The organism is Salinarimonas soli, from assembly GCF_008386575.1.
GTDB lineage: Bacteria > Pseudomonadota > Alphaproteobacteria > Rhizobiales > Beijerinckiaceae > Salinarimonas_A > Salinarimonas_A soli.
Genome location: NZ_VUOA01000019.1, coordinates 262,899 through 286,177 on the forward strand (window position 1 = coordinate 262,899; position 23,279 = coordinate 286,177).

Annotated in this window: 24 protein-coding genes; 14 read left to right on the forward strand and 10 right to left on the reverse strand. The window is 69.2% G+C overall.

Annotated elements, in window-relative coordinates:
* The first annotated feature begins 12 nt into the window (after positions 1-12).
* From F0L46_RS10380 to denD, 11 genes are all read left to right on the forward strand, one after another.
* The gene (locus F0L46_RS10380) at positions 13-813 is read left to right on the forward strand and encodes an ABC transporter ATP-binding protein (protein ID WP_149817165.1); all 801 of its coding nucleotides are present in this window, start codon (positions 13-15) and stop codon (positions 811-813) included.
* Between the two features lie 219 nt (positions 814-1,032).
* Complete coding sequence (locus F0L46_RS10385) at positions 1,033-1,989, forward strand: branched-chain amino acid ABC transporter permease (protein WP_149817167.1); 957 nt, start codon at positions 1,033-1,035, stop codon at positions 1,987-1,989.
* A 12-nt stretch (positions 1,990-2,001) separates the two neighbouring features.
* Entirely contained in the window at positions 2,002-3,081 is a 1,080-nt protein-coding gene (locus tag F0L46_RS10390; protein WP_149817169.1) for a branched-chain amino acid ABC transporter permease, read from the forward strand.
* Between the two features lie 86 nt (positions 3,082-3,167).
* Positions 3,168-4,490, forward strand: a complete 1,323-nt coding sequence (locus F0L46_RS10395) for an ABC transporter substrate-binding protein (RefSeq protein ID WP_149817171.1) — start codon at positions 3,168-3,170, stop codon at positions 4,488-4,490.
* Positions 4,491-4,587: 97 nt separating this feature from the next.
* On the forward strand, positions 4,588-5,442 hold the full coding sequence (locus F0L46_RS10400; RefSeq protein ID WP_149817173.1) for an ABC transporter ATP-binding protein: 855 nt from the start codon (positions 4,588-4,590) through the stop codon (positions 5,440-5,442).
* 171 nt (positions 5,443-5,613) lie between these two features.
* A complete protein-coding gene (locus F0L46_RS10405; protein ID WP_149817175.1) occupies positions 5,614-7,422 on the forward strand; it encodes an IlvD/Edd family dehydratase in 1,809 nt (602 codons plus the stop codon).
* Positions 7,423-7,533: 111 nt separating this feature from the next.
* On the forward strand, positions 7,534-7,947 hold the full coding sequence (locus F0L46_RS10410) for an endonuclease domain-containing protein (RefSeq protein WP_240539938.1): 414 nt from the start codon (positions 7,534-7,536) through the stop codon (positions 7,945-7,947).
* A complete protein-coding gene (locus F0L46_RS10415; protein WP_149817179.1) occupies positions 7,944-8,786 on the forward strand; it encodes an isocitrate lyase/PEP mutase family protein in 843 nt (280 codons plus the stop codon). Before F0L46_RS10410 ends, F0L46_RS10415 begins: the two co-directional genes overlap by 4 nt.
* Positions 8,783-9,460, forward strand: coding sequence for a GNAT family N-acetyltransferase (locus F0L46_RS10420; protein ID WP_149817181.1), 678 nt, complete (start codon positions 8,783-8,785; stop codon positions 9,458-9,460). The genes F0L46_RS10415 and F0L46_RS10420 overlap by 4 nt, the downstream gene beginning before the upstream one ends.
* A 17-nt stretch (positions 9,461-9,477) precedes the next feature.
* On the forward strand, positions 9,478-10,224 hold the full coding sequence (locus tag F0L46_RS10425; protein ID WP_149817183.1) for an SDR family oxidoreductase: 747 nt from the start codon (positions 9,478-9,480) through the stop codon (positions 10,222-10,224).
* Positions 10,225-10,527: 303 nt separating this feature from the next.
* Entirely contained in the window at positions 10,528-11,508 is a 981-nt protein-coding gene (gene denD / locus F0L46_RS10430; RefSeq protein ID WP_149817185.1) for a D-erythronate dehydrogenase, read from the forward strand.
* A 216-nt stretch (positions 11,509-11,724) separates the two neighbouring features.
* Here the strand turns inward: denD and F0L46_RS10435 are convergent, their stop codons facing one another.
* The 5 genes from F0L46_RS10435 to F0L46_RS10455 form a co-directional block, all read right to left on the reverse strand.
* Complete coding sequence (locus F0L46_RS10435; protein ID WP_149817187.1) at positions 11,725-12,000, reverse strand: hypothetical protein; 276 nt, start codon at positions 11,998-12,000, stop codon at positions 11,725-11,727.
* A gap of 39 nt (positions 12,001-12,039) precedes the next feature.
* On the reverse strand, positions 12,040-12,276 hold the full coding sequence (locus F0L46_RS10440) for a hypothetical protein (RefSeq protein WP_149817188.1): 237 nt from the start codon (positions 12,274-12,276) through the stop codon (positions 12,040-12,042).
* Positions 12,260-12,922, reverse strand: coding sequence for an acyl-homoserine-lactone synthase (locus tag F0L46_RS10445; protein ID WP_188311913.1), 663 nt, complete (start codon positions 12,920-12,922; stop codon positions 12,260-12,262). The genes F0L46_RS10440 and F0L46_RS10445 overlap by 17 nt, the downstream gene beginning before the upstream one ends.
* A gap of 75 nt (positions 12,923-12,997) precedes the next feature.
* Positions 12,998-13,738 (reverse strand): helix-turn-helix transcriptional regulator, encoded by a 741-nt coding sequence (locus tag F0L46_RS10450; RefSeq protein WP_188311914.1) that lies wholly within the window; start codon positions 13,736-13,738, stop codon positions 12,998-13,000.
* A 674-nt stretch (positions 13,739-14,412) separates the two neighbouring features.
* Positions 14,413-14,826, reverse strand: coding sequence for a hypothetical protein (locus tag F0L46_RS10455; protein WP_240539939.1), 414 nt, complete (start codon positions 14,824-14,826; stop codon positions 14,413-14,415).
* Between the two features lie 469 nt (positions 14,827-15,295).
* Here F0L46_RS10455 and F0L46_RS10460 point away from each other — a divergent pair, with 469 nt between their 5' ends.
* Complete coding sequence (locus F0L46_RS10460; protein ID WP_149817194.1) at positions 15,296-15,754, forward strand: hypothetical protein; 459 nt, start codon at positions 15,296-15,298, stop codon at positions 15,752-15,754.
* Between the two features lie 232 nt (positions 15,755-15,986).
* Here the strand turns inward: F0L46_RS10460 and F0L46_RS10465 are convergent, their stop codons facing one another.
* The 5 genes from F0L46_RS10465 to F0L46_RS10485 form a co-directional block, all read right to left on the reverse strand.
* Entirely contained in the window at positions 15,987-17,408 is a 1,422-nt protein-coding gene (locus F0L46_RS10465) for an FAD-binding oxidoreductase (RefSeq protein ID WP_149817196.1), read from the reverse strand.
* A gap of 50 nt (positions 17,409-17,458) precedes the next feature.
* Positions 17,459-18,796, reverse strand: a complete 1,338-nt coding sequence (locus F0L46_RS10470; protein WP_149817198.1) for a cytosine deaminase — start codon at positions 18,794-18,796, stop codon at positions 17,459-17,461.
* A gap of 184 nt (positions 18,797-18,980) precedes the next feature.
* A complete protein-coding gene (locus F0L46_RS10475; RefSeq protein ID WP_149817200.1) occupies positions 18,981-19,862 on the reverse strand; it encodes an ABC transporter permease in 882 nt (293 codons plus the stop codon).
* Positions 19,863-19,870: 8 nt separating this feature from the next.
* Positions 19,871-20,617, reverse strand: coding sequence for an ABC transporter ATP-binding protein (locus F0L46_RS10480; RefSeq protein WP_240539940.1), 747 nt, complete (start codon positions 20,615-20,617; stop codon positions 19,871-19,873).
* Between the two features lie 245 nt (positions 20,618-20,862).
* Positions 20,863-21,882 (reverse strand): ABC transporter substrate-binding protein, encoded by a 1,020-nt coding sequence (locus F0L46_RS10485; RefSeq protein ID WP_149817202.1) that lies wholly within the window; start codon positions 21,880-21,882, stop codon positions 20,863-20,865.
* A 170-nt stretch (positions 21,883-22,052) separates the two neighbouring features.
* Here F0L46_RS10485 and F0L46_RS10490 point away from each other — a divergent pair, with 170 nt between their 5' ends.
* Together F0L46_RS10490 and F0L46_RS10495 are read left to right on the forward strand one after the other, a co-directional pair.
* Positions 22,053-22,442, forward strand: coding sequence for a RidA family protein (locus tag F0L46_RS10490; RefSeq protein WP_149817538.1), 390 nt, complete (start codon positions 22,053-22,055; stop codon positions 22,440-22,442).
* Positions 22,443-22,481: 39 nt separating this feature from the next.
* Positions 22,482-23,258 (forward strand): creatininase family protein, encoded by a 777-nt coding sequence (locus F0L46_RS10495; RefSeq protein ID WP_149817204.1) that lies wholly within the window; start codon positions 22,482-22,484, stop codon positions 23,256-23,258.
* Positions 23,259-23,279: the final 21 nt, after the last annotated feature.

Genomic DNA, 23,279 nt, shown 5'->3' on the forward strand with positions numbered 1-23,279 from the left:
GAGCGTGCTGAGATGAGAGCCCCCGACACCCCCGTCATCGTCAAGGGCGAGGCCCTTCTCGCCGTCGAGAACGTGTCGCTGCGCTTCGGCGGGGTGAAGGCGCTCACCGACGTGTCCTTCGACATCCGCAAGGGCGAGGTGCGCGCGATCATCGGCCCCAACGGCGCCGGCAAGACGTCGATGCTCAACTGCATCAACGGCTTCTATCACCCGAGCGAGGGCCGCATCACCTTCAAGGGCGAGACCCGCCGGCGCATGCGCCCCTTCGAGGCGGCGCGGGGCGGCATCGGCCGTACCTTCCAGAACGTGGCCCTCTTCAAGGGCATGACCACCCTCGACAACATCATGGCGGGCCGCTTCCTCAAGATGCGCTCCGGCTTCTTCTGGCAACTCCTGCGCTACGGCCCGGCCATGCGGGAGGAGGTGGAGCACCGCCGCTTCGTCGAGGACATCATCGACTTCCTCCAGATCCAGCACATCCGCAAGACGCCCGTGGGCAAGCTGCCCTACGGCCTCCAGAAGCGCGTGGAGCTCGGCCGGGCGCTCGCCATGGAGCCCGAGCTCCTGCTACTCGACGAGCCCATGGCGGGCATGAACCTCGAGGAGAAGGAGGACATGTCCCGCTTCATCCTCGACGTGAACCAGCAATACGGCACCACGATCGCGCTGATCGAGCACGACATGGGCGTGGTCATGGACCTCTCCGACCGTGTCGTCGTGCTCGAATACGGCCGCAAGATCGCCGACGGCACGCCCGAGGAGGTCAAGCGCGACCAGCGGGTGATCGACGCCTATCTCGGCGTGGCGCATTAGGGCCGTGGCGATGGATCGACCGATGGACCATGGCGCCCTTTCCCCCTCGCCCTTGCGGGGAGGGGTCAGGGGTGGGGGTCGGGACGCGAGAGGTCCCGGTTCAGAAAACGGCTGCAACGGCCTGCGCGCTCCCTCCGTCGCCGCGAGCTCCGACGTTTCGACCCCCACCCCCAACCCCTCCCCGCAAGGGCGAGGGGGACTGACCCGCAGGGCCGCGTGATGGACGTCCTCTACAAGATCTTCATCGAGCCCTTCGCGCTCATGGGCTCGGCGCCCGATCTCCTCGTCCAGACCGTGTGGGAGGGCCTCGTCGCGGGTGTGCTCTACGCGCTGATCGCGCTCGGCTTCGTCCTCATCTTCAAGGCCTCGGGCGTGTTCAACTTCGCGCAGGGGATCATGGTGGTGTTCGCGGCCCTCACGCTGGTCGGCCTGCACGAGAAGGGCGTGCCGGCCTGGCTCGCGGTGATCCTGGCGCTCGTCGTGATGTTCGGGCTCGCGCTCACCATCGAGCGGGTGGTGCTGCGGCCGCTCGTGAACCAGCCCGACATCATCCTCTTCATGGCGACCTTCGGGATCACCTATTTCCTCATCGGCTTCGGCGAATCGGTGTTCGGCGGCAATCCGAAGGTAATGATCGCCGACGAGCTCTACCTGCCCCGGGGCGTCACCGACGTGGAGATGCTCGGCGGGCGGGTGAGCTTCCAGCACCTCGACGTCGCGGCGGCGATCATCGCGTCCGTGATGATCGCGGCGCTCGCGGTCTTCTTTCAGTACACCCGCATCGGCCGGGCCCTGCGCGCGGTGGCCGACAGCCACAAGGCCGCGCTCTCGGTGGGCATCTCGCTGAACCAGATCTGGGTCATCGTCTGGTTCACGGCGGGCGTCGTGGCGCTCGTCACGGGCATCATGTGGGGGGCACGCTCCGACGTGTCCTTCGCCCTCGAGGTGATCGCCCTCAAGGCGCTCCCCGTGCTGATCCTCGGCGGCTTCACCTCGATCCCCGGCGCCATCGTGGGCGGCCTCATCATCGGGGTGGGAGAGAAGATCGGCGAGTTCTACTGGGGCGGCCTCCTCGGCGGCGGCATCGAGACGTGGCTTGCCTATTTCATCGCGCTGGCCTTCCTGCTGTTCAGGCCCCAAGGCCTGTTCGGCGAGAAGATCATCGAGCGCATCTGACGGGACGGATCGATGTTCTACCGCGACGCCGGCCAATACAAATCGAGCTACGCCGCCGACAGGGCCGTCTTCCCCCTGCGCGAGGACCGGATCGGCCTCGCGGTCATCCTGCTCGTCGCCTTCGTCGCGATCCCGCTTTTCGCGGGCGACTTCGTGATCAAGACGGTGATGATGCCGTTCCTGGTCTTCTCGCTTGCGGCCATCGGGCTCAACATCCTCACGGGCTACACCGGCCTGATCTCGCTTGGCACGGCGGGCTTCATGGGCGTGGGCGCCTATGCCTGCTACAAGCTCACCACCTACTTCCCCGGGGTGAACATCATCGTCTGGATCCTCGCCTCGGGGTTCTTCTCGGCGGCGGTGGGCGTGCTGTTCGGGCTGCCGAGCCTTCGCATCAAGGGCTTCTACCTCGCCGTGGCGACGCTCGCGGCGCAGTTCTTCCTGCAATGGTGCTTCATCCGCATCCCGTGGCTCTACAACTACAACACGTCGGGCGCGATCGAGGTGCCGACCCGCACCCTGTTCGGGGTGCCGATCACGGGCGCGACGGCGGCGATCGAGGTGCGCTACCTCATCCTGCTCTCCGCCGTCGTGCTCATGACCTGGCTCGCCTCGAACCTGGTGCATGGCCGCTTCGGGCGGATGTGGATGGCGGTGCGCGACATGGACATCGCGGCCGAGCTCATGGGCATCCGCCTGCTGCATACGAAGCTTCTCGCCTTCGCGGTCTCCTCGTTCTATGCGGGCGTGGCCGGTGCGCTGCTCGTCTTCATCTGGCTCGGCGGCGCGGAGGCCGGCGACGTCTTCGCCATCCGCCAGAGCTTCCTGATCCTCTTCATGATCATCATCGGCGGACTGGGGTCGCTGGTGGGGTCCTTCATGGGCGCGGCCTTCATCTCGGCCCTGCCCACGATCCTGAAGTTCGGCTTGCCCGCCATGGGCATCCCGATCGCCGGCGCCACCGCCGAGCACCTCAACTTCATGGTGATCGGCGCGCTGATCATCTTCTTCCTGATCGTCGAGCCGCACGGGCTGGCACGCCTGTGGCAGATCGCGAAGCAGAAGCTCCGGATCTGGCCGTTCCCCTATTGACGGCCCGCCCGCAACGAGACGGCGTCGAACGCCGCGCGAAGAACCCCCGTCGGGGGACCAACAAGTCAGTGAGTGGAGGAAACACCATGACGCTCAAGAAGACGGCCCTCGGCCTGGCGCTCGCCGGCGCGATCGGAGGCTTCGCGGCCCCGGCCGCCGCGCAGGACCAGATCTACATCAACCACAACAGCTACCGCACGGGACCGTTCTCGGGCTCAGGGATCCCGATCGGCGACGGCGTGAAGGACTATTTCGCGCTCCTGAACGCCCGCGACGGCGGCATCGGCGGCGTGAAGATCGCCTACGAGGAGTGCGAGACGGGCTACGACACCCGCAAGTCCGTGGAATGCTACGAGCAGGCCAAGTCCAAGGGCACCGTGATCTACGCCCCCTGGTCGACGGGCGCGGCGCTCGCCGCCATCCCGCGGGCCCACATCGACAAGATCCCGATCCTGTCCATGGCCTACGGCCTCTCGGCGTCGGCGAGCGGCCAGACCTTCCCGTGGGTGTTCAACCCGCCCGTCACCTACTGGGACGGCGCCTCGGTGTTCCTGCGCTACATCGCAGGCCGCGAGGGCGGCTTCGACAAGCTCAAGGGCAAGACCATCGGCCTCGTCCACCTCGACGCGCCCTTCGGCAAGGAGCCGATCCCGGTGCTGGAGGCCTTCGCCAAGGAGCATGGCTTCAACCTGAAGCTCTATCCGATCGCCGCCTCCGAGATGCAGAACCAGTCCTCGACCTGGCTCGGCATCCGCCGCGACCGGCCCGACTGGATCTACATGATGGGCTGGGGCGCCATGAACCCCACCGGCATCCGCGAGGCGGCCCGGTCGGGCTTCCCGATGGACAAGTTCGTGAGCGTGTGGTGGCCGGGCGAGGACGACGTGCGTCCGGTCGGCGCGCAGGCCAAGGGCTTCAAGGTTCTCACCTGGCACCAGGTCGGCCAGACCTTCCCGGCCATGCAGGAGATCCAGAAGCTCGTCATCGACAAGGGCCTGAGCCAGACGCCCCGCGACAAGGTGGGCGAGCACATCTACGGCAAGGGCATCTACGAGGCCGTGATGATCTCCGAGGCGATCCGCAACGCCCAGAAGGTCACGGGCAAGAAGGTGGTCAACGGCGAGGACGTGCGGCGGGGTCTCGAGACCCTCGACATCACGGCGGAGCGCTGGAAGGAGCTGGGCCTCGAAGGCTTCACCTCGCCGCTCAAGCTCTCCTGCGCGGACCACAACGGCGCCAACCCGCTCTTCATCCTCGAATGGGACGGCACCAAGTTCGTGAAGACGTCCGATCCCATGCCGCCGGTGCGCGACAAGGTGCAGCCGCTCATCGACGAGGCCGCCAAGAGCTACGCCACGTCGAACGCCGGCTGGCCGTCCCGGACCGAGACCTGCGACAAGGCCTCCTGACCTGACGCGTCCCGCCGCGCATCGCGCGGCGGGCACCAAGCCGCCCCGGGGATCCCTCCGGGGCGGTTCTCATCGAAGGCCCCTGCGAGACGGACCCATGAGCACCATCGCCGAGCCCACCGCCGCGCCCGCCGCCGCGGTCGAGGCCGCCAAGCCGATCCTCTCGGTGAACAACATCGAGGTGATCTACGATCACGTGATCCTGGTCCTCAAGGGCGTGTCCCTCGCGGTCCCTAAGGGCGGCATCGTGGCGATTCTGGGCGCCAACGGCGCGGGCAAGACCACCACGCTGAAGGCGATCTCGAACCTGCTGCGCGCCGAGCGCGGCGAGGTCACCAAGGGATCTATCGAGTTCGACGGCGAGCGCGTCGACCGCAAGACGCCCAACGAGCTCGTGCGCCGGGGCTGCATCCAGGTGATGGAGGGCCGCCACTGCTTCGGCCATCTCACCATCCACGAGAACCTGCTCACGGGCGCCTTCACCCGCCGCGACGGCAAGGCCGCGATCAAACGCGACATGGAGATGGTGTACGATTATTTCCCGCGCTTGCGGCAGCGCCAGGGCTCCATGTCGGGCTACACGTCGGGCGGCGAGCAGCAGATGTGCGCCATCGGCCGGGCCCTGATGTCACGGCCGAAGATGATCCTGCTCGACGAGCCCTCGATGGGGCTCGCGCCGCAGATCGTCGAGGAGATCTTCGAGATCGTGAAGGATCTCAACGCGAAGGAGGGCGTGTCCTTCCTGGTCGCCGAGCAGAACACCAACATGGCGCTGAAATACGCGACTTACGCCTACATCCTCGAGACCGGCCGCGTCGTGATGGACGGCACCGCGCAGATGATGCGCGACAACGAGGACGTGAAGGAGTTCTATCTCGGCGTCGCCGAGGGCGAGAAGAAGAGCTTCCGCGAGGTGAAGTCCTACAAGCGCCGCAAGCGCTGGCTCGCCTGACCTGCGCCCGCCCGACCTCCGGACCAGGCGAGGCGCCCGCCGCCATGCGCCGCACGGGGAGAACCCCTGCCGCGCAGGCCGGTTGATTTCCCGTGCCCGATGGGGCCAGTCTCTGCCCACGAACGCCAATCAGGACGACCGGGCGCGACGACGCCCGCCAGGGAGGACGACATGACGGAAGGCCGCCGGCGGATCACGCCGCAGCAGCTGCGCTCGCGGCTGTGGTTCGACAACCCCGCCAATCCCGGGATGACCGCGCTCTACCTGGAGCGCTACCTGAATTACGGCCTCACCCGCGAGGAGCTGCAATCGGGCAAGCCGATCATCGGCATCGCCCAGACCGGCTCCGACCTCTCGCCGTGCAACCGCCACCACGTGGAGCTCGCCAAGCGGGTGCGCGAGGGCATCACGGCCATGGGCGGCGTGGCGCTGGAATTTCCCTGCCACCCGATCCAGGAGACGGGCAAGCGGCCCACCGCGGCGCTCGACCGCAACCTCGCCTATCTCTCCCTCGTCGAGGTGCTCTACGGCTATCCCCTCGACGGCGTCGTGCTGCTGACGGGCTGCGACAAGACCATGCCGGCCTGCATCATGGCCGCCGCCACGGTGAACCTGCCGGCGATCTCGCTCAATGTCGGCCCCATGCTCAACGGCTGGCACCAAGGCGAGCGCACGGGCTCGGGCACGGTGGTGTGGAAGGCGCGCGAGCGCCATGCGGCGGGCGACATCGACTACGCCCAGTTCATGGACATCGTCGGCTCCTCGGCCCCGTCCGTCGGGCACTGCAACACCATGGGGACGGCCTCGACCATGAACGCGCTGGCGGAAGCGCTCGGCATGGCGATGCCGGGCTCCGCCGCGATCCCCGCCCCCTACCGCGAGCGCGGCCAGGCGGCCTACGAGACGGGCAAGCGCATCGTCGAGATGGTGTGGGAGGACCAGAAGCCCTCCGACATCATGACCCGGGAGGCCTTCGAGAACGCGATCGTCGCCAACGCCGCCATCGGCGGCTCGACCAACGCCACGATCCACATCAACGCCATCGCCAAGCATGTGGGCATCGAGATCACGTGCGACGACTGGGAGCGGATCGGCTTCGAGATCCCGCTGCTCGCCAACGTGCAGCCCGCAGGCGTCTATCTCGGCGAGGAATATTTCCGGGCGGGCGGGCTGCCGGCCATCATGGCGGAGCTGATCGCGGCCGGTAAGGTCCACGAGGACGCCATGACCTGCAACGGGCGCACGATCGGCGAGAACTGCCGCGGCAAGTTCTCCTGGGACCGCGCCGTCATCCGCCCCTACGAGGATCCGCTCATCGAGAAGGCGGGCTTCCTCAACCTGAAGGGCACGCTCTTCGATTCCGCGATCATGAAGACGAGCGTGATCTCCAAGGAGTTCCGCGACCGGTATCTCTCGAACCCCAGTGATCCCAACGCCTTCGAGGGGCGCGTCGTGGTGTTCGAGGGCCCCGAGGACTACCACCACAACATCGACAACCCCGAGCTCGAGATCGACGAGACCACGATCCTCGTCATGCGCGGCACGGGGCCGATCGGCTATCCGGGCTCGGCCGAGGTGGTGAACATGCAGCCGCCCGCGGCGCTCATCAAGCGCGGCGTGCTCTCGCTTCCCTGCATCGGCGACGGTCGCCAGTCCGGCACCTCGGGCACGCCCTCGATCCTCAACGCCTCGCCCGAGGCGGCGGCGAACGGGGGGCTGGCGCTGCTCCAGACGGGCGACCGGGTGAGGATCGACCTCAACAAGCGCTCCGCCGACATCCTCATCCCCGCCGACGAGCTCCAGCGCCGCCGTGCCGAGCTGGAGGCCCGCGGCGGCTTCGGCTACCCGGACTCCCAGACCCCCTGGCAGGAGATCCAACGCGCCATCGTGGACCAGCTCTCGGAGGGCATGACGCTCAAGCCCGCGGTGAAGTACCAGCGTGTGGCGCAGTTCTTCGGGGTGCCGCGGGACAATCACTGAGGGCTAATCCTCTCCCCGCGTGCGGGGAGAGGGCTTCGGGCCCCCCTGCCGGGGCCCGAAGCGAGGGCGGAAGCCCGACGGTGAGGGGGCATCGATGAGAGGGGCATCCCGTTGTTCACGGAGCGATCCCGTCGCCTCCGCCGGGACCAGACCGACGCCGAGCGCCGGCTCTGGTATCGACTGGCCGATCGCCAGCTCGGCGTGCACAAGTTCGTCCGCCAGATGCCCATCGCCCGCTTCATCGCGGATTTTTGCTGCCGTGAAGCACGGCTGATCGTCGAGCTCGACGGCAGCCAGCATGCCGACAGCCCACGTGACGTGGAGCGCGACACGGCGCTGGCGGACCTCGGCTATCGTGTCCTGAGGTTCTGGAATGGAGAGGTGTTCGGCAACATGGACGGGGTCCTCGAAACCATCCTGGCGGCGCTCGCGGAGGCGCCCCCTCACCCTCGCGCTGCCGCGCTTGCTCCGCCTGCCGGTCCGCAGGCGAAGCCTTCTCCCCGCATGGCGGGGAGAGGAGAATGAACCCGGCCCCCCGCCGCGCCGCCTTCCGGGCCCTGCACGAGAGCGGCTGCTTCGTCATCCCGAACCCGTGGGACGCGGGCACCGCGCGCTACCTGCGTCACCTCGGGTTCAAGGCGCTCGCCACCACCTCGTCGGGCTTCTCCTTCTCCAGGGCGCTGCCCGACACCGACTGGGCGGTACCCCTCGACATGGCGCTGGGCCACATCGCCGAGATGGTGGCCGCGACCGAGCTGCCCGTGAGCGCGGACTTCGAGTCGGGCTACGCCCATGACCCGGAGGGCGTCGCCGCCAACGTCACGCGCTGCGTGGCGACCGGCGTCGCGGGCCTCTCCATCGAGGACGCGACGGGGGATCCGTCAAAGCCGCTCTACGATCTCGACCACGCGGTGGAGCGCATCCGTGCCGCGCGGGCGGCGATCGACGCCACCGGCGCCGATGTCATGCTGACGGCACGGGCGGAGTGCTACCTCGTGGGCCATCCCGAGCCGCTGCCCGAATCCATCCGCCGGCTGCAGGCCTATGCGGAGGCTGGCGCCGACGTGCTCTACACGCCGGGTCCCAGGAAGCGGGACGACATCCGGGCGGTGGTCGAGGCGGTGGCGCCCAAGCCCGTCAACATTATCATGTCCTCCAACACGGGGCTCACGGTGGACGATCTGGCGGGCCTCGGCGTGCGGCGGATCAGCGTCGGCTCGGGGCTCGCCCGCGCGGCGTGGACTGGGTTCATCCGCGCCGCCACGGGAATCGCCACGGAGGGCCGCTTCGGCGGGTTCGACGGCACGGTCTCCTTCGGCGACCTCAACGCCTTCTTCCGTCGCGACCTGGAGGAGCGCTCGTGAGCGGGGATCTCGCCCGCTGGACGCCGCGCCCGCGCCCCGAGCGCCGGCCGATCGAGGGCCGGTTCGTCCGGCTCGAGCCCCTCGATCCCGCCCGGCACGGCGACGACCTCTTCGACGCCTCCGCCGCGCCCGGCGCCGAGGACCGCTTCCGCTGGCTGTTCGAGAGCCCCCCCGAGAGCCGCGCCGCGTTCCAGGCCTGGCTGGAGCGGGCCGCCGCGAGCGAGGACCCGCTTGCCTTCGCCGTGGTGGATCGCGCGACGGGGCAGGCCCTGGGGCGCCTCACCTTCATGCGCATCGATCCCGCCCACGGGGTCATCGAGACCGGGTCGATCATGTTCGGCCCGGCGCTCGCGCGCACGCCGGGCGCCACGGAGGCGATTTATCTCCAGGCGCGCCACGCCTTCGAGGATCTCGGCTACCGCCGCTTCGAGTGGAAGTGCAACGCCCTGAACGAGCCCTCGCGCCGGGCCGCCGAGCGCTTCGGCTTCACCTTCGAGGGCGTGTTTCGCCAGCACATGGTGGTGAAGGGCCAGAACCGCGACACCGCGTGGTACGCCATGCTGGACGCGGAATGGCCCGCGCGAAAAGCCGCTTTCGAACGCTGGCTCGATCCGGCTAACTTCGACGCCGACGGCCGGCAGCGCGCGAGCCTGTCGTCCATGCACCAACGATAAGGAAAGGGAGAGACACCATGGCAGGCCGTCTCCACGGCAAGACCGCCCTCGTCACGGCAGCGGGACAGGGGATCGGGCGGGCGATCGCCGAAGGCTTCCTGCGCGAGGGCGCGCGGGTGATCGCCACCGACCTCGACGAGGGCAAGCTCGCGGGGCTCGACGGCGCGACCGCGCGCCGCCTCGACGTGCTCTCCAACGACGCCGTCGACGCGCTCGCCCGGGAGGTGGGACCCGTCCAGGTCATCGCGAACTGCGCCGGCTACGTGGCGCACGGCACCGTGCTCGACTGCGACGAGCGGACCTGGGACTTCTCCTTCGACCTCAACGTCAAATCGATGCACCGGGTGATCAAGGCCTTCCTGCCCGGCATGCTGGAGAGCGGCGGCGGCTCCATCGTCAATATCGCGTCCGGCGCCTCATCCCTGAAGGGCGCGCCCAACCGCTACGTCTACGGCACCACGAAGGCGGCCGTGATCGGGCTCACCAAGGCGGTGGCGATCGACTTCATCGCGAAGGGCATCCGGTGCAACGCCATCTGCCCCGGCACGATCCAGTCGCCCTCCCTCAATGACCGCATCGGCGCGCTTGCCACGACGATGAGCAAGTCCGAGGAGGAAGCCCGCGCCATGTTCATCTCCCGCCAGCCCATGGGGCGGCTCGGCACCGCCGAGGAGGTGGCGCATCTCGCCGTCTACCTCGCCTCCGACGAGAGCGCCTTCACGACGGGCACCACCGCCGTCATTGATGGTGGCTGGACGCTGTAGGGCTCTCCCCTCTCCCGGATGGGAGAGGGGTTGGGGGTGAGGGGTCACGCCAGAAGGTTCGCACCACCCTGCCGCCCCACCCCCGTCATCCCCGGGCTTGACCCGGGGACCCACACCCAATCCCCGGGCTTGACCCGGGGACCCACACCCACGCGCCACCTGGATGGCCGGCCTCATCCTGAGCCCGTCGAAGGACAAGCCCGGCCATGACAAGCGGAGGGGGCCGGCGAACCTCCCGACCCCGCCACCCTCACCCCCGACCCCTCTCCCATCCGGGAGAGGGGAGCAACGCGAGACCTACCGATGCACATCCTCATCCTCGGCGCCGCCGGCATGGTCGGCGCCAAGCTCCTCCAGCGCCTCGCCCGTGACGGGCAGCTCGGCGGCAAGACCATCACCAAGGCGACCCTCCACGACGTGGTCGAGCCGACCGCGCCGGAGGGCTGCCCGTTCCCGGTCGAGGCGCATGCCTCCGACTTCGCCCGACCCGGCGAGGCCGAGCGGCTGATCGCCGGGCGTCCCGACGTCATCTTCCATCTGGCGGCGATCGTGTCGGGCGAGGCGGAGGCCGACTTCGAGAAGGGGGACCGGATCAACCTCGACGGCACCCGCATGCTGTTCGACGCCATCCGGCGCATCGAGGGCTACACGCCCCGCGTGGTGTTCACCTCGTCCATCGCCGTGTTCGGCGCGCCGTTCCCCGAGGCGATCGGCGACGAGTTCTTCACCACGCCGCTGACCTCCTACGGCACCCAGAAGGCAATCGGCGAATTGCTCCTCGCCGACTACACCCGCCGGGGCTTCATGGACGGGGTCGGCATCCGCCTGCCCACCATCTGCGTGCGGCCGGGCCGGCCCAACAAGGCGGCGTCGGGCTTCTTCTCCAACATCATCCGCGAGCCGCTGAACGGCCAGGAGGCGGTGCTCCCCGTCTCCGAGGACGTGATGCACTGGCACGCCTCGCCCCGCTCGGCGGTGGGCTTCCTCATCCACGCCGCCACGATCGACGGCGAGCGGATCGGGCCGCGCCGCAACCTCACCATGCCCGGCGTCGCGGTGACCGTGGCCGAGCAGATCGAGGCCCTGCGGCGTGTGGCGGGAGAGGGAGTCGTGGCGCGCATCCGCCGCGAGCCCGACCCCACGATCCAGCGCATCGTCGCCGGCTGGCCCCGCCGCTTCGACGCCAAGCGCGCCGAGGGCTTGGGCTTCAAGGCGGAGGCAGGCTTCGAGGAGATCATCCGCATCCACATCGACGACGAGCTCGGCGGCCGGTTCGTGGCCTGAGCGCCGGCCGGGGCGGCGTCCGGCCCGGATCGACGGTCTCTCCCTTGTGCCGAGCGGAGCGGACCTCGAAGCACGCAGGACGCTGCCAGAGCCCACCGGAGGTCCGTCGAGCGCCCTTCGAGGCACGCCTGCGGTGGGCACCTCAGAGCCTGACCGGAAAGGGTTGGGCAGGCTGGTGGAGCTGTGAGTCCCTTGTCTGGCGAGGCGCGACGAGGCTCACATGCCCTGGACCCAGACCACCCGCGAGCCCCATCGGCGCGACCACCTTCCGCAGGCAGCCGATGAAGAGGCCGCCTGGGCCGACCTCGCCGCCATCCGCACGATAGCGCCGACGGGCTCGTCGCGGATGCGCCCGTCATGGGGACCCGTGACGGCGCGCGGCTCGGTGCGGCCCTCCTCGGCGACATCGGTCTTGATCATCTCGGCTCGGCGGCGCGACAGGCCGTACTGGAGAGTGATCGCGGCGGTCGTCGCCGGAGGGGGCAACGACACCGTTAGGTCATCCCGAGACGCTCATCGAACGTGGACATCCTATGAGAGCAGCGGCCCCATCGGATCGCCGGCCTCGCCCTGGCCCACGATCACGAGCGTGACTGCCCCGTCCTTGCCGATGGCAAAGTGAGTATCGACCGCGTGGGGGCCGCGCAGGAGGTGGAGGAACGCCAGCACCTTGGACCGGGCCACCGGGTCCAGGTCGCGCCCGAAGGCCTGCAGCATGCGGGCGAGCTCCTCGTCCGAGTCGAACGCCGCTTCAACCGTGGAGGCCATGCGCCACCTCCGGGCACCGGCCGGCCCGAACGCCACGCCGCACCAGGCATGGACGGCTGATGCCGTAGACCGCGCGCGTGGCGGCGAGCGTCTCCTCCGTCGGGTCCCAGGCGAACCCCGCCAGCGTGTAGCCGTCGTGCTCCACCGGAAGGCCGAGCGGGCGCGGGCGCCAGCCTAGTCCCATCACCCGCGGCATCCACCACGCCTCGCCCACGGCCCGCATGGTGCGCACGCCCTCCTCGAGGCAGTATTCCAGCATGGCGCACAAGACCGCGCCGCCGGCCTGCGCCAGCCGGCCCTCCTCTCGCCGTGAGGCCACCACGAAGAAGCGCGTCCACTCCAGGACGTCGGGCCCGTCCGGCATGCCCCGCAACGCCGCGGTCTCGGGGAACACGGCGCTCATCAGGGTGGGGCGCGACGAGGGCAGGAGCCGGGTGCCGCTCACCACGGTGCCGTCGGGCTCAAGGCCTAGAAGGTAGATCGCCTGCTTGTAGTCGAACTGGTCGACCTCGCGGCCATCCCGGTCGACGAGCGCCCGCCAGCGCTGCTCGCCGATATAGATGTCGCGCCGGATACGGTGGTGCTGGTCGATCGCGTCCTCGTAGAGGTGGCGGTTCTCGGCGCAGACCAGATGCACGTCGACCATCGGGGGCCTCCTTGCTCGACAGGAGAGCATGAGACCAGGAGGGCCCCGGGCGCGGTATCCCCGAAAAGGGGGACATCAGAGCCGGATCTCGTGCTGGCGCAAGGCTTCCACGACGGTGTGGGTGGCGTTCGAGGTGCCGAGCTTCTCGCGGGCGCGCCGCAGATGCGTCGTGGCGGTCGCGTCCGAGATGCCGAGCGTCGCGCCGACCTGCCCCAGCGTTTGCCCCGCCGCGAGCCAGGTCAGGACGTCGCGCTCGCGCGGGCTCAGCGCGGCCCGCGGGCCGGAGCGCCGGCGGCGCGCCAGGCGCAGGGCCGCGCCGTGGGCGTAGTAGGCCAGGAGGTGGACCGCGCGCCTGGCATTGGGCGAGAGCTCCAGGCGCTCGCCGGCCGCCGAGAACACGGCCTGGAACCCCGCCACGTCGTGGATCGGGATGCAGATGCCCTCGGCCAGGCCGTGCTCGGCCGCCTCGCCCATCACGCGGGCGGCGAGGGGCTGCGCGCCCACGTCGATCGGGGCATGGGCCCACAGGAAGGGGTCGAGGGTCGCGAAGCAGTGGCGGCCGACCGGGTCGTGGCGGTAGTAGCGGTTGCGGTCGTAGTGGGCGAGCCAGGCCTGCGGCCAGTGCGACAGGATCATGTGGGGCCCGAGCCGCTCGCGGGGCTGGGGCAGCTGAGTGATGGTGAAGTGGGTCACGCCGAAGCCGCGCAGGAAGCCGAGCAGGGCGTCGCGCAGCTCGTCCCCGGTCTGGAAGCGGTCGAGGGTGTCCATCAGGTCGAACGCGGTGCGGACCTGGGCGAAATCGGCGTCGATCGTCATGGGCGCTGTCCCTCCTCCTTGCCTGTGGTTGTGCCGGTCCGGCCACGGCTGGCGGCGCGCACGACATGGGACCATGGTAACGTCTCGGAACGCAATCAGGCGCGTCACGAGCCGCCGTCGCGGACACGACGGGACCGGCGGGCAACGCCATCGAGCGGCATGCCGGGTGCAGCGGCTCGCGCGGGGGCTGAGCCGGGAGAAGCTCGGGGCAGCAGCCGGTCCGACCCCCCGGCAGGTGCGGAGGTCCGAGCAGGGTGTCCACAAGATCCGGGCGAGCCGTCTCCAGGGCATCGGAGAGGCGCGCAGCTCAAGGGCGGGCCGGACGACGAGGCGGAGGAGGCCTCGCCCGATATCCTCGCCGCCGCGATGGCCGATCTGCTTCCTGCAGGCTTTCACCGCGATGGCCGACCGGCACCGGAAGCTGAAGCTCGCAGAGGCTCACGACCACCGCCGGACGCAGGGGCCTTTTGCGAAGGCAGGTTGGCCCTTCGGACCTGTCGGCCGGCGCGCCGCTTTGGCCCCATTGCACCAGAGCGTCGAACAAAATCATCGCACGCAGCGCCGGGTGATGACGGCTGATGCGAGAGTCGCCGAGGCGAGGTGGACATTCGCGTTGACTGGCCTCTCAACCCGACCGGGAGCCCCTTGGCGCCAAGGAGTCAGCTGAACCCGTCCTAATCGTTGGGGTGGGTCCCCGTGAACAGGAAACCCGCTTGCGTTCTGCTGAAGATGAATATGACCTCGCCGCAGAAGATGGAGACGTAGTCGTTGCCGTCGTCGCCGCGATCGTAAAAGACCTTGTTGCGCTGGATGCAGGCACGGACACTCGGCGTGAAGATCCGCGGATAGCCCTTCGTGCGGAAGTGCGCCGCGTCGGTGTCGTCGTCTTCGAACGGCAGTTTCGTCATTCCGGTGACGGCGGCCGCGTCATTTGACTTCAGGGCAACACGAAACCGCGCGATGAACGCGGAGAAATCCTTCTGTACCGCAGCCGATGCAGCTGCCTCCCTCGGCGCCTTCGCGAGCGCGCCGCCGGCCTGGGCCAGCGATAGAGCAAGGGCGAGGGCACCTATCGTCATCTTGGACATCGTCACCTCCGGGCGCCTGGGCTTTGGGACCTTCGAGACCAGCGCTGTGCACCGAGATGACGCCGAACCATTTCAGGCTGACCACGCCGAAGACCTGTCATGTTTCGTCGGATTGGGGCGTGGACGCCTTTCGCTCCCGCGTGCTCGGCGGCTATGGCTGGTGGCGCCATGCCCGGTTTTGCCGGACGCTCTTCGCCCATTCAGGGGGTCGGCGCGCCGACCGGCGTCCAGGCTCCGCGCCGATAGGACTGCGCCGCTTGGCAAGACGGCGGCAAGGCTGGTGCACGACGAAGGCTCAGGTTTGCGCCCGTCCATCGGCAGAGCTAGATGTGGCGAACAGGCCTACGATCATCGCGATGAACACGGGAACGGCGAGCGCCTTTCGCTCCTCAAGCCACGCGACCCTGATGATGAGGGGCGAGGCCATCGTCCGTCATGCCCGCATGGGCCAAGACCGCAGGCGGCCCCTATGACCGGCGGCTTGAGGCACAAGGTGCTCGCCGTTCTGCTGGGCGTCCATGCCTGGTCCGCCGTTCCCGCTCGGGCAGAGGAAGCTCTCGGCCCCTTTGCGCTCACGGATTTCGCGGCACGCCTGGTCGAGGTGTACAACGCGGGCAACGTATCCGGGCTTCACGCGGTCCTCGCCCCGGCCTTGCAGGCAAGCTACCCGCCCGAGAAGCTGCGGGAAGCCCTGACCCGCTGCAGGGTCCTCACCCGCGATATCCTTCGATTGAGTACGCCATCCTGGGGGGCACGCACCTACGGCTTCTTCGCTGCCTACGCGGAGCCAGGCGTCTTCGAGATGATCCTGGAGATCGACCCGCAAGCCCGGATCGTGTACCTCCTGATCACGGACGATATCGACGCAAAAGCGCAGCAGTGCCGCCTCTCCGATCGCGCGCAGGACGGGATGACGCGCAGCCCGTGAGGATCGGGCCCACATCTCCGACCTAATCCCTCTCGCGTCGATCGCTCCGGCAATCGTCTGGCCCGGCTGAAAGCGTCGTCTGCTCGTCGGCCGTGCCCCCGGCCGGAGACGCCTCACAGACCCGCGTATCACCGACGCTGCGTTGGATCGCCTCCGCCGCCGACTGCGTGTCGGCGAGGATGACATCTCCGGCATGCTGGAGCGCCTGGACGGCGCGAACGCCCGCCTCGCTTCAGGCGGCGTGCTCGGAAAGGCCCCGGAACAGAAAGGTCTTGCCCGAGCGGTAGTCGTAGGTGGGGTCCTCCCAGGCGATCATCTTGCCCGGGTTGAGGAGACCGTCGGGATCGGCTTCGCGCTTGAAGGCGAGCTGGATCTCGTCGGTCTGCTTCATGCCGCCCTCTTCCAGTGTGTAGCGGTGCGGGTTGAAGATCGGCGCCCCCATCTCCTCGTGGATCGCCATGATTTCCTCCAGGCGCTCCTCCGTGGTGAAGCGCACCAGGGGCAGGCCGAAGCAGGTGACCTTGCCGTCGAAGCGGACGAACTCGAGATGCGCCGGCACCTCGTCGCCGAAGCGCGCATGGATGCGCTCGACGAGCTCCACCTGGTTCGGGAAGGGATAGAGCACCTGGAGATAGGTGATGCTCGGATCGACCCGCAGGGCCCGCAGCGTGGTGTGGTTCCAGCCGAGCTCGAAGACCGGAGGCAGGCCCTTGAGGTCGGCCTCCGACATCCGGTCCGACCGGAACAGGACCTCCGCCGAGCGGAAGCGCTTCGTCATCCCCATGAGCGAGGAGACCGCGTGCGCCGCCACCATCGCCATGGCGACGGGCTTGTCCCGGGGCAGGTATTTCTGGTGGCGCAGGAAATAGTCGTGCGGCACGGGGGCGTCGACCACCGCGAGCTGCTTCAGGAGAAGCCCGTCCGCCTCGCCCACCGCGTTGGCGTACTCGGTCGCCTCGCGCAGCGTGTCGAAGCTCACGATCACGTCGACCCAGTCATAGGCGGGCGCGAGCGGCATCTCGACCTCGGTGATGATGCCGTTGGTGCCGTAGGCGTGGCTCACCTTGTGCAGGTCGTCGCCGGACAGCTCCAGCACCCGGGGGCTCGCCTCCATGGTCACCACCTTTAGGCGGATGACGTTGCCGGCATCGCGAAGGCCGCCCCAGCGGATGGAGCCCACGCCGCCCGAGCCGCCAGCGATGAAGCCGCCGATCGAGGCGGTCGAATAGGTGGACGGGTGGAGCCGCATCTCCTGCCGGCTCTGCGGCCGGGTCTGCCGGTCGATCTGCGCGATCACGGCGCCGGGCTCCGTCACGACGCGGCCGAGGGCCACATCCTTCACGGCGTTGAAGCCCGAGAGGTCGAGGAGCACGCCGCCCGACAGCGGCATCGCCTGCCCGTAATTGCCCGTGCCCGTGCCCCTGGGCGTCACTGGGATCCCTAAGGCATGGCAAGCCGCAAGCGTCTCGACCACCTGGGCCTCCGACATCGGGCTCACGATGATGTCGGCCGTGACGTGATCGAGCTGGCGCTTGAGGGTCGGCGAGTACCAGTAGAAGTCGCGGGACTTCTGGCGCACGAGAGCCGGATTGTCCTCGGTCTTGATGCCGCCCAACCGGGATTTGAGGGCGGCGATGTCGTAGCGGGCGCTCATGTGGGGGCTCTCTCCAGGCTCAGCCGTTTGCGCATCGTCTTCGGGCCGCGTCAATGGCGCATCAGGTTGTCGAGTTCGCGGTAGTCGGGGAGGGTGGTGTCGATGGGCCGGCCGGCCACGAGCACCGTGCGGTCGCCCTGGGGGCGGGCCAGGAGCTCGCTCATGGACCGCGCGCGGGTGAGCACGAGGTCGGCCGCGTCGCCGGCTTCCAGGCGCCCGTGGCGGTCGAGGTGCATGATGTCGGCGGGGGTACAGGCCACCGCCCGGATCCAGTCCCGGCCCGCATGGTCGAGCTGGAGGATGCGGGTCGCCTCGCGCAAGACCTCCAGCATGTCGAGGTCGCCATAGGCGTAGAAGGGGTCGCGGGTGTTGTCGGAGGCGACCATCACGGGCACCCCGGCCTTGGCGAGCTCGTGCAGCGGCGCGACGCCCCGCCAGCGAGGCGTGCGCCCCTGCCGCCGATCCTGGAGGTACATGTTGCACATGGGCAGGCTCACCACGGCGATGCGCGCCTCCGCCACCTTGGCGATCACACGCCGCGCGTCCTCGTCGTCCATCAGGGCGAGCGAGCAGCAATGGCCCGCGACGATCTTAGCCCCGAAGCGATGGCGGATGGCGGCGTCGGCGATGCGCTCCAGGGTGCGGGCGTCCCCGGAATCGCTCTCGTCGACGTGGAAGTCGAGGTCGAGGCCGTGGGCGGCCGCCGCCTCGAAGACCCGGTCGAGGGCCGCGTCCGTGCGCCCGTCCGGCCGCTCGCCCACATAGGTGACGCCGCCGAGGACGCCGCCGTGCCGGGCCGTGGTCTCGACCACCTCCCGGAAGCGCTCCGGGTCGTCGAGCGCGACGGGCAGGGGGAAGAGGGAGACGGCCTGGAGGGCGATGCGGCCGGCCCAGTCAGCCCGCACGGCGGCGAACACCTCCCAGGAGATCGCGGTCTGCGGTCCGATGGAATCGAGGTGGGTGCGCACAGCGCCCGTGCCGTGGGCGAAGGCGCAGCGCAGGGAGAAGTCCATCCGCCGGCGTACGTCGTCCGCCGACCAATGCGCCTCCCGGTCGGCGCCCGCCGCACTGAGCGCGCCCATGAAGGTGCCGTCCGGGTTGGGCTTGCGCGGCCAGATATGGCCCTTGTCGAGGTGGGTGTGGATGTCGATGAGCCGGGGCAGCACGATCCCGCCCCCCAGCGCCACGGCCGGCAGGTCCCCGTCGAGGGTGAAGCCGCCATGGGGCACGATGGAGAGGATCCGTCCCTCCGACACCGTGAGGTCCACATGGGCGAACCCCTCGCGATCGGCCGCGATGCCGCCCTGGTGGATGAGCGCGAAGGGCGCGCGGGCATCGCACAGGCGATAGGCGGGCGCGTCGGGGATGGTGGCGAAGCCGTGGGTCATGTCGCAACCTCACCCCTCCCCCTTGCGGGGAGGGGCCGGGGGTGGGGGTCGTAAAGTCGGAGCTGGCGGGGAGGTGGGGAGCACGCAGGTGCGTACAGTCCTATCCTGGACTGGCCGCGGTTGGCGTCCCGACCCCCACCCCTAACCCCTCCCCGCAAGGGGGAGGGGGACGCGCCTCCACCCCTCACCGCTCCCTCCCGAGCGCGCTCTCGTGCCAGCGGCGCAGCAGGAGGTGGGAGAGGGCGGAGAGGGCGAGGAAGATCACCACGCCCGTGAGCGAGAGGAGCGCCAGCGCCGCGAAGAGCCGGGGGATGTTGAGGCGGTATTGGCTCTCGATGATGCGGTAGGCGAGGCCCGAGCCGGCGCCGGCCGACCCCGCCGCGATCTCCGCCACCACCGCGCCGATGAGGGAGAGGCCGCCCGCGATCTTGAGGCCCGCCAGGAAGTAGGGCAGGGCGGCGGGGCGGCGCAGGTACCACAGGGCCTTGAGCCGGGTCACGAAGCGGCCCACGAAGGCGGGCCAGCCCTTCGGCCGCGTGGCGCCGTAGAGGTCGAACAGCTCCAGCAGGTTGCGGTCGACGGATTGCAGGCCGAGCGTGGTGTTGGACAGGACGGGGAAGAACGCCACGAGCCACGCGCAGGTGAGCACCGCCGCTTCCTGAGGCAGGTAGATGAGGAGAAGCGGCGAGATCGCCACCACGGGCGTCACCTGCAGCACCACGGCATAGGGGTAGAGCGAGTACTCGACGAGCCGCGAGAGGCTCAGCAGCACGGCCAGGGCCACGCCGCCCGTGACGGCGAGGATGAGGCCGAGAAACGTGGTCTTCAGCGTGGTGAGGAGCGAGACGGAGAGGACCGGCCAGTCCTTCAGGAGCGTCGCCCAGATCACGCTCGGCGCGGGCAGGATGTAGGGGGGCACCTCGTTCGCGACCACATAGGTCTCCCAGCCCCACAGGACGAGGACGAAGAGGGCGAGCGGCAGCACCACCTTCCAGGCGGCGCTCCAGTCGCGGGGCCGGGCCGGCGGGCTCGGCGCGTCGATGCGGGCGGGGGCGGTGGCGTCCATGCGGGGCCTCACAGGTGCTCGTCGGGCGCCATGGCGCCATGGAGCGCGCGGCTCGCCTGCCGGCAGAGATCCCCGTAGAGGGGCGTGGTGCGGAACTCCTCGTCGCGCTCGCGCGGCGCGTCGACGTCGATCTCCGCCACCACCCGGCCCGGGCGCGCCGCCATCACCACGATCCGGCTCGACAGGTAGACGCTCTCGTAGACCGAATGGGTCACGAACACGACCGTGCAGCCGAAATCGCGCTGGAGGTGGAGGAGGTCGTCGTTGAGGCGAAAGCGGGTGATCTCGTCGAGGGCCGCGAAGGGCTCGTCCATCAGGAGGAGCTTGGGCCGCAGCGACAGGGCGCGGGCGATGGAGACGCGCATCTTCATGCCGCCCGACAGCTCGCGGGGATAGGACTTGTGAAACCCCGACAGGCCGACGAGGTCGAGGCATTCGTCGATCGAGCCTTGCGCCGCCTTGCGCGACACGCCCCGCAGGCGCAGGGGCAGCCAGACGTTGTCGGCGACGTTGGCCCAGGGCATCAGCGTCGGCTCCTGGAAGACGAAGCCGATCTCGCCGCGATGGTCCGCGTCGGCGCCCGAGCCCGGCCACTCCACGGTGCCCGCCGAGGCGTCCATCAGCCCCGCCAGGATGCGCAGCGCCGTCGACTTGCCGCAGCCCGAGGGCCCGAGGAGCGAGACGAACTCGCCCGCCCGGATGCCGAGGTCGAGCCCCGCGAGCGCCGTGGTGCCGTTGGCAAAGGTCTTCTTCACGCCGCGGAGCGAGACGAGCGGCGACCCCCCCTCTCCCGGATGGGAGAGGGATGCACTGAGTGCCAGGGGGTGCGGGTGGGCGGTCGAACGGGTTTGCACGAGGGTTCCGCCTGCGACGCGAGGTGCGGGAGCTTGTGCCCGGGGTGGTGGGTGGCGAGGGCTGGAGCGCTCTGGTGTTTGCGCGCCACCCTCACCCCCTGGCACCGGGTGCGTCCCTCTCCCCTCCGGGAGAGGGGAGGCGGGGCTTAATTCTTCGGGCGAAGGTCGAGGCCGACGCCCTTGTTCACGAATTGCAGCGTGTAGCTCTTCTTGTAGTCGAGGTCGGCCTTGAACAGGCCCGCCTTCACCATCTTGTCGAAGAAGCTCTTCATGCGCTCGTCCGTCATGGCGCCGATGCCGTGCTTCAGCGTGTCGCCCGAATCGACGATGCCGTACTCCTTCATCTTCTCGATGGAATAGGCGATCTGCTCGTCCGTGATCTCGGGGTTGTCCTTCTTGATCACCGCGTTGGCGGCCTTGTTGTCCCCGTAGAGGTAGGCGTACCAGCCGGCCGCCGAGCCGTCGACGAAGCACTGGACCACCTGCGGCTGCTTCTCGACGAGGTCGCGGCGGGTCTCGATCGTGGTGGCGTAGGTGTCGAAGCCGTTATCGGCGAGGAGATGCACGACGGGCTTGAAGTTCCCCGCCTTCTCGACCTTCAGGGGCTCGGACGAGAGATATCCCTGCATCACGGAGCGCTTGTTGGCGATGAAGGGCGCCGCGTTAAAGGTGTATGGCTTGGTCTGCTCCTCCTTGAAGCCGAACTCGGTCTTCATCCACTGGTAATAGGTGGCGAGACCCTCCTTCGAGACGAGGATGTCGTTCGACTTCTTGAGGTCCTCGAACTTGTCGAGGCCCTGGCCCGGATGGGACAGCAGGACCTGAGGATCCTTCTGGAAGCTCGCCGCGACCACGAGGGTCGGGATCTTCTCCTCCACGGCCGAGAAGGCCTGGACCATGTTGCCGCCCATGTAGAAATCGATGCGGCCCACGGGCAGGAGCATGCGGTTGTTGGCCTGGGGGCCGCCGGGCACGATTTCGACGTCGAGGCCGCAGCGGCGATAGGTGCCGTCGACCACCGCCTGGTAATAGCCGCCGTGCTCGGCCTGGGCGACCCAGTTGGTGCCGAACCGGACCTTGGTCGGCGCCGCGGTCTGCGCGCCGGCCGCGCCGGACAGCGCGCCGAGCGCCACCGTCGCCGCGAGTGCCTGCTTCCACTTCGTCATGGTCTGCCTCCACTGCCTATTGCTTAGGCACGTCGCCTGGCCCGCATGCGGATCGGCGCTGCCGTTACGGAGGGTTGCAAATCCCATGCCTGGGCTCGCCGCCGCCCCGGCTTGCCCGCCGTCGCGTGATCCCTATGCTGCAACGCTTGGAGCCCCGGTTCAATCGGACAATCATGCGCGCCCTCACGCCAGCCACCATCGGCCCGCCTTTCGCCAATTATTCCCACGCCGTGGAGGTCCCCGCGGGTGCCCGGCTCGTCTTCGCCTCGGGCCAGCTCGGCCTTGCCGAGGACGCCACCATCCCCGAGGACGTCGGAGCGCAGGCCGAACTGTGCTTCTCCGCCATCCGGGCGATCCTCGCGAGCGCCGGCATGGAGCCGGGCGACGTCGTGCGCATCAACGCCTTCGTGACCGACCGCGCCCACATGAAGGGCTACATGGAGGCGCGCGACCGCTTCGTCGCGACCCCGCCCCCCGCCTCCACCCTCGTGATCGTGTCGGGCTTCACCCGCCCCGAGTTCAAGGTCGAGATCGAGGTCGTCGCGGCACGCCACGACTGATCGCCCCTCCCCACAGTTGCGTCACCTAAGAGAGGCCCCATGCCCGCCCGTTCCTGGCTCGATCTCACCTGGGAGGACTTCGCCTCCCGCGACATGAGCCGCACCATCGCCGTCCTTCCCGTCGCCGCCGTGGAGCAGCACGGGCCGCACCTGCCGGTCGGCGTCGACACGATGATCGCCGGGGGCTATCTCGAGCGCATGACGGGCCTCGTACCGGACGACCTCGACGTGCTCGTGCTCCCCACCCAGGCGGTGGGCAAGTCCAACGAGCACCTGCGCTTCCCCGGCACCCTGACGCTCTCGGCCGAGACGGTGATCCGCGCCTGGACGGAGATCGGCGAGAGCGTGCATCGGGCGGGCTGCCGCAAGCTCGTCTTCGTGAACTCGCACGGGGGCAACGTGGCGGTGATCGACATCGTGGCCCGCGACCTGCGCGTCCGGCTCGACATGCTCGTGGTCACCGCCGCCTGGCACCGGCTGGGCTACCCCGAGGGCCTCTACGGGGCCGAGGAGGCGCGCCACGGCATCCACGCGGGCGACGTCGAGACCTCTCTCATGCTCGCCTTCCGCCCCGAGACGGTGCGCATGGACAAGGCGGAGAACTTCGTGCCCCGCACGATGGCCATGGAGCGCGACCTGACCCACCTTCGCGCGGGCCAGCCCGCGGGCTTCGGCTGGATGGCGCAGGACCTCAACCCGAAGGGCGCCATGGGCGACGCCACGGCGGCGACGGCCGAGAAGGGCCGCGCCTCGGCCGATTTCGGCGCGGCGGCCTTCGTGGAGCTGCTGCGGGACGTGGACCGGTTCGGGCTGTAGGCGGGGCGGCCGCAGTCGGGA

What these genes read in the sequence shown, in the direction of transcription:
- F0L46_RS10485 (WP_149817202.1), bottom strand. Translation starts at nt 21,882, where the DNA reads ATGACGAAGTGGAAGCAGGCACTCGCGGCGACGGTGGCGCTCGGCGCG.
- F0L46_RS10445 (WP_188311913.1), bottom strand. Translation starts at nt 12,922, where the DNA reads ATGGTCGACGTGCATCTGGTCTGCGCCGAGAACCGCCACCTCTACGAG.
- F0L46_RS10390 (WP_149817169.1), top strand. Translation starts at nt 2,002, where the DNA reads ATGTTCTACCGCGACGCCGGCCAATACAAATCGAGCTACGCCGCCGAC.
- F0L46_RS10395 (WP_149817171.1), top strand. Translation starts at nt 3,168, where the DNA reads ATGACGCTCAAGAAGACGGCCCTCGGCCTGGCGCTCGCCGGCGCGATC.
- F0L46_RS10460 (WP_149817194.1), top strand. Translation starts at nt 15,296, where the DNA reads ATGACCGGCGGCTTGAGGCACAAGGTGCTCGCCGTTCTGCTGGGCGTC.
- F0L46_RS10465 (WP_149817196.1), bottom strand. Translation starts at nt 17,408, where the DNA reads ATGAGCGCCCGCTACGACATCGCCGCCCTCAAATCCCGGTTGGGCGGC.
- F0L46_RS10455 (WP_240539939.1), bottom strand. Translation starts at nt 14,826, where the DNA reads ATGTCCAAGATGACGATAGGTGCCCTCGCCCTTGCTCTATCGCTGGCC.
- F0L46_RS10495 (WP_149817204.1), top strand. Translation starts at nt 22,482, where the DNA reads ATGCCCGCCCGTTCCTGGCTCGATCTCACCTGGGAGGACTTCGCCTCC.
- F0L46_RS10400 (WP_149817173.1), top strand. Translation starts at nt 4,588, where the DNA reads ATGAGCACCATCGCCGAGCCCACCGCCGCGCCCGCCGCCGCGGTCGAG.
- F0L46_RS10450 (WP_188311914.1), bottom strand. Translation starts at nt 13,738, where the DNA reads ATGACGATCGACGCCGATTTCGCCCAGGTCCGCACCGCGTTCGACCTG.
- F0L46_RS10385 (WP_149817167.1), top strand. Translation starts at nt 1,033, where the DNA reads ATGGACGTCCTCTACAAGATCTTCATCGAGCCCTTCGCGCTCATGGGC.
- F0L46_RS10415 (WP_149817179.1), top strand. Translation starts at nt 7,944, where the DNA reads ATGAACCCGGCCCCCCGCCGCGCCGCCTTCCGGGCCCTGCACGAGAGC.
- denD (WP_149817185.1), top strand. Translation starts at nt 10,528, where the DNA reads ATGCACATCCTCATCCTCGGCGCCGCCGGCATGGTCGGCGCCAAGCTC.
- F0L46_RS10475 (WP_149817200.1), bottom strand. Translation starts at nt 19,862, where the DNA reads ATGGACGCCACCGCCCCCGCCCGCATCGACGCGCCGAGCCCGCCGGCC.
- F0L46_RS10440 (WP_149817188.1), bottom strand. Translation starts at nt 12,276, where the DNA reads ATGGCCTCCACGGTTGAAGCGGCGTTCGACTCGGACGAGGAGCTCGCC.
- F0L46_RS10405 (WP_149817175.1), top strand. Translation starts at nt 5,614, where the DNA reads ATGACGGAAGGCCGCCGGCGGATCACGCCGCAGCAGCTGCGCTCGCGG.
- F0L46_RS10425 (WP_149817183.1), top strand. Translation starts at nt 9,478, where the DNA reads ATGGCAGGCCGTCTCCACGGCAAGACCGCCCTCGTCACGGCAGCGGGA.
- F0L46_RS10380 (WP_149817165.1), top strand. Translation starts at nt 13, where the DNA reads ATGAGAGCCCCCGACACCCCCGTCATCGTCAAGGGCGAGGCCCTTCTC.
- F0L46_RS10470 (WP_149817198.1), bottom strand. Translation starts at nt 18,796, where the DNA reads ATGACCCACGGCTTCGCCACCATCCCCGACGCGCCCGCCTATCGCCTG.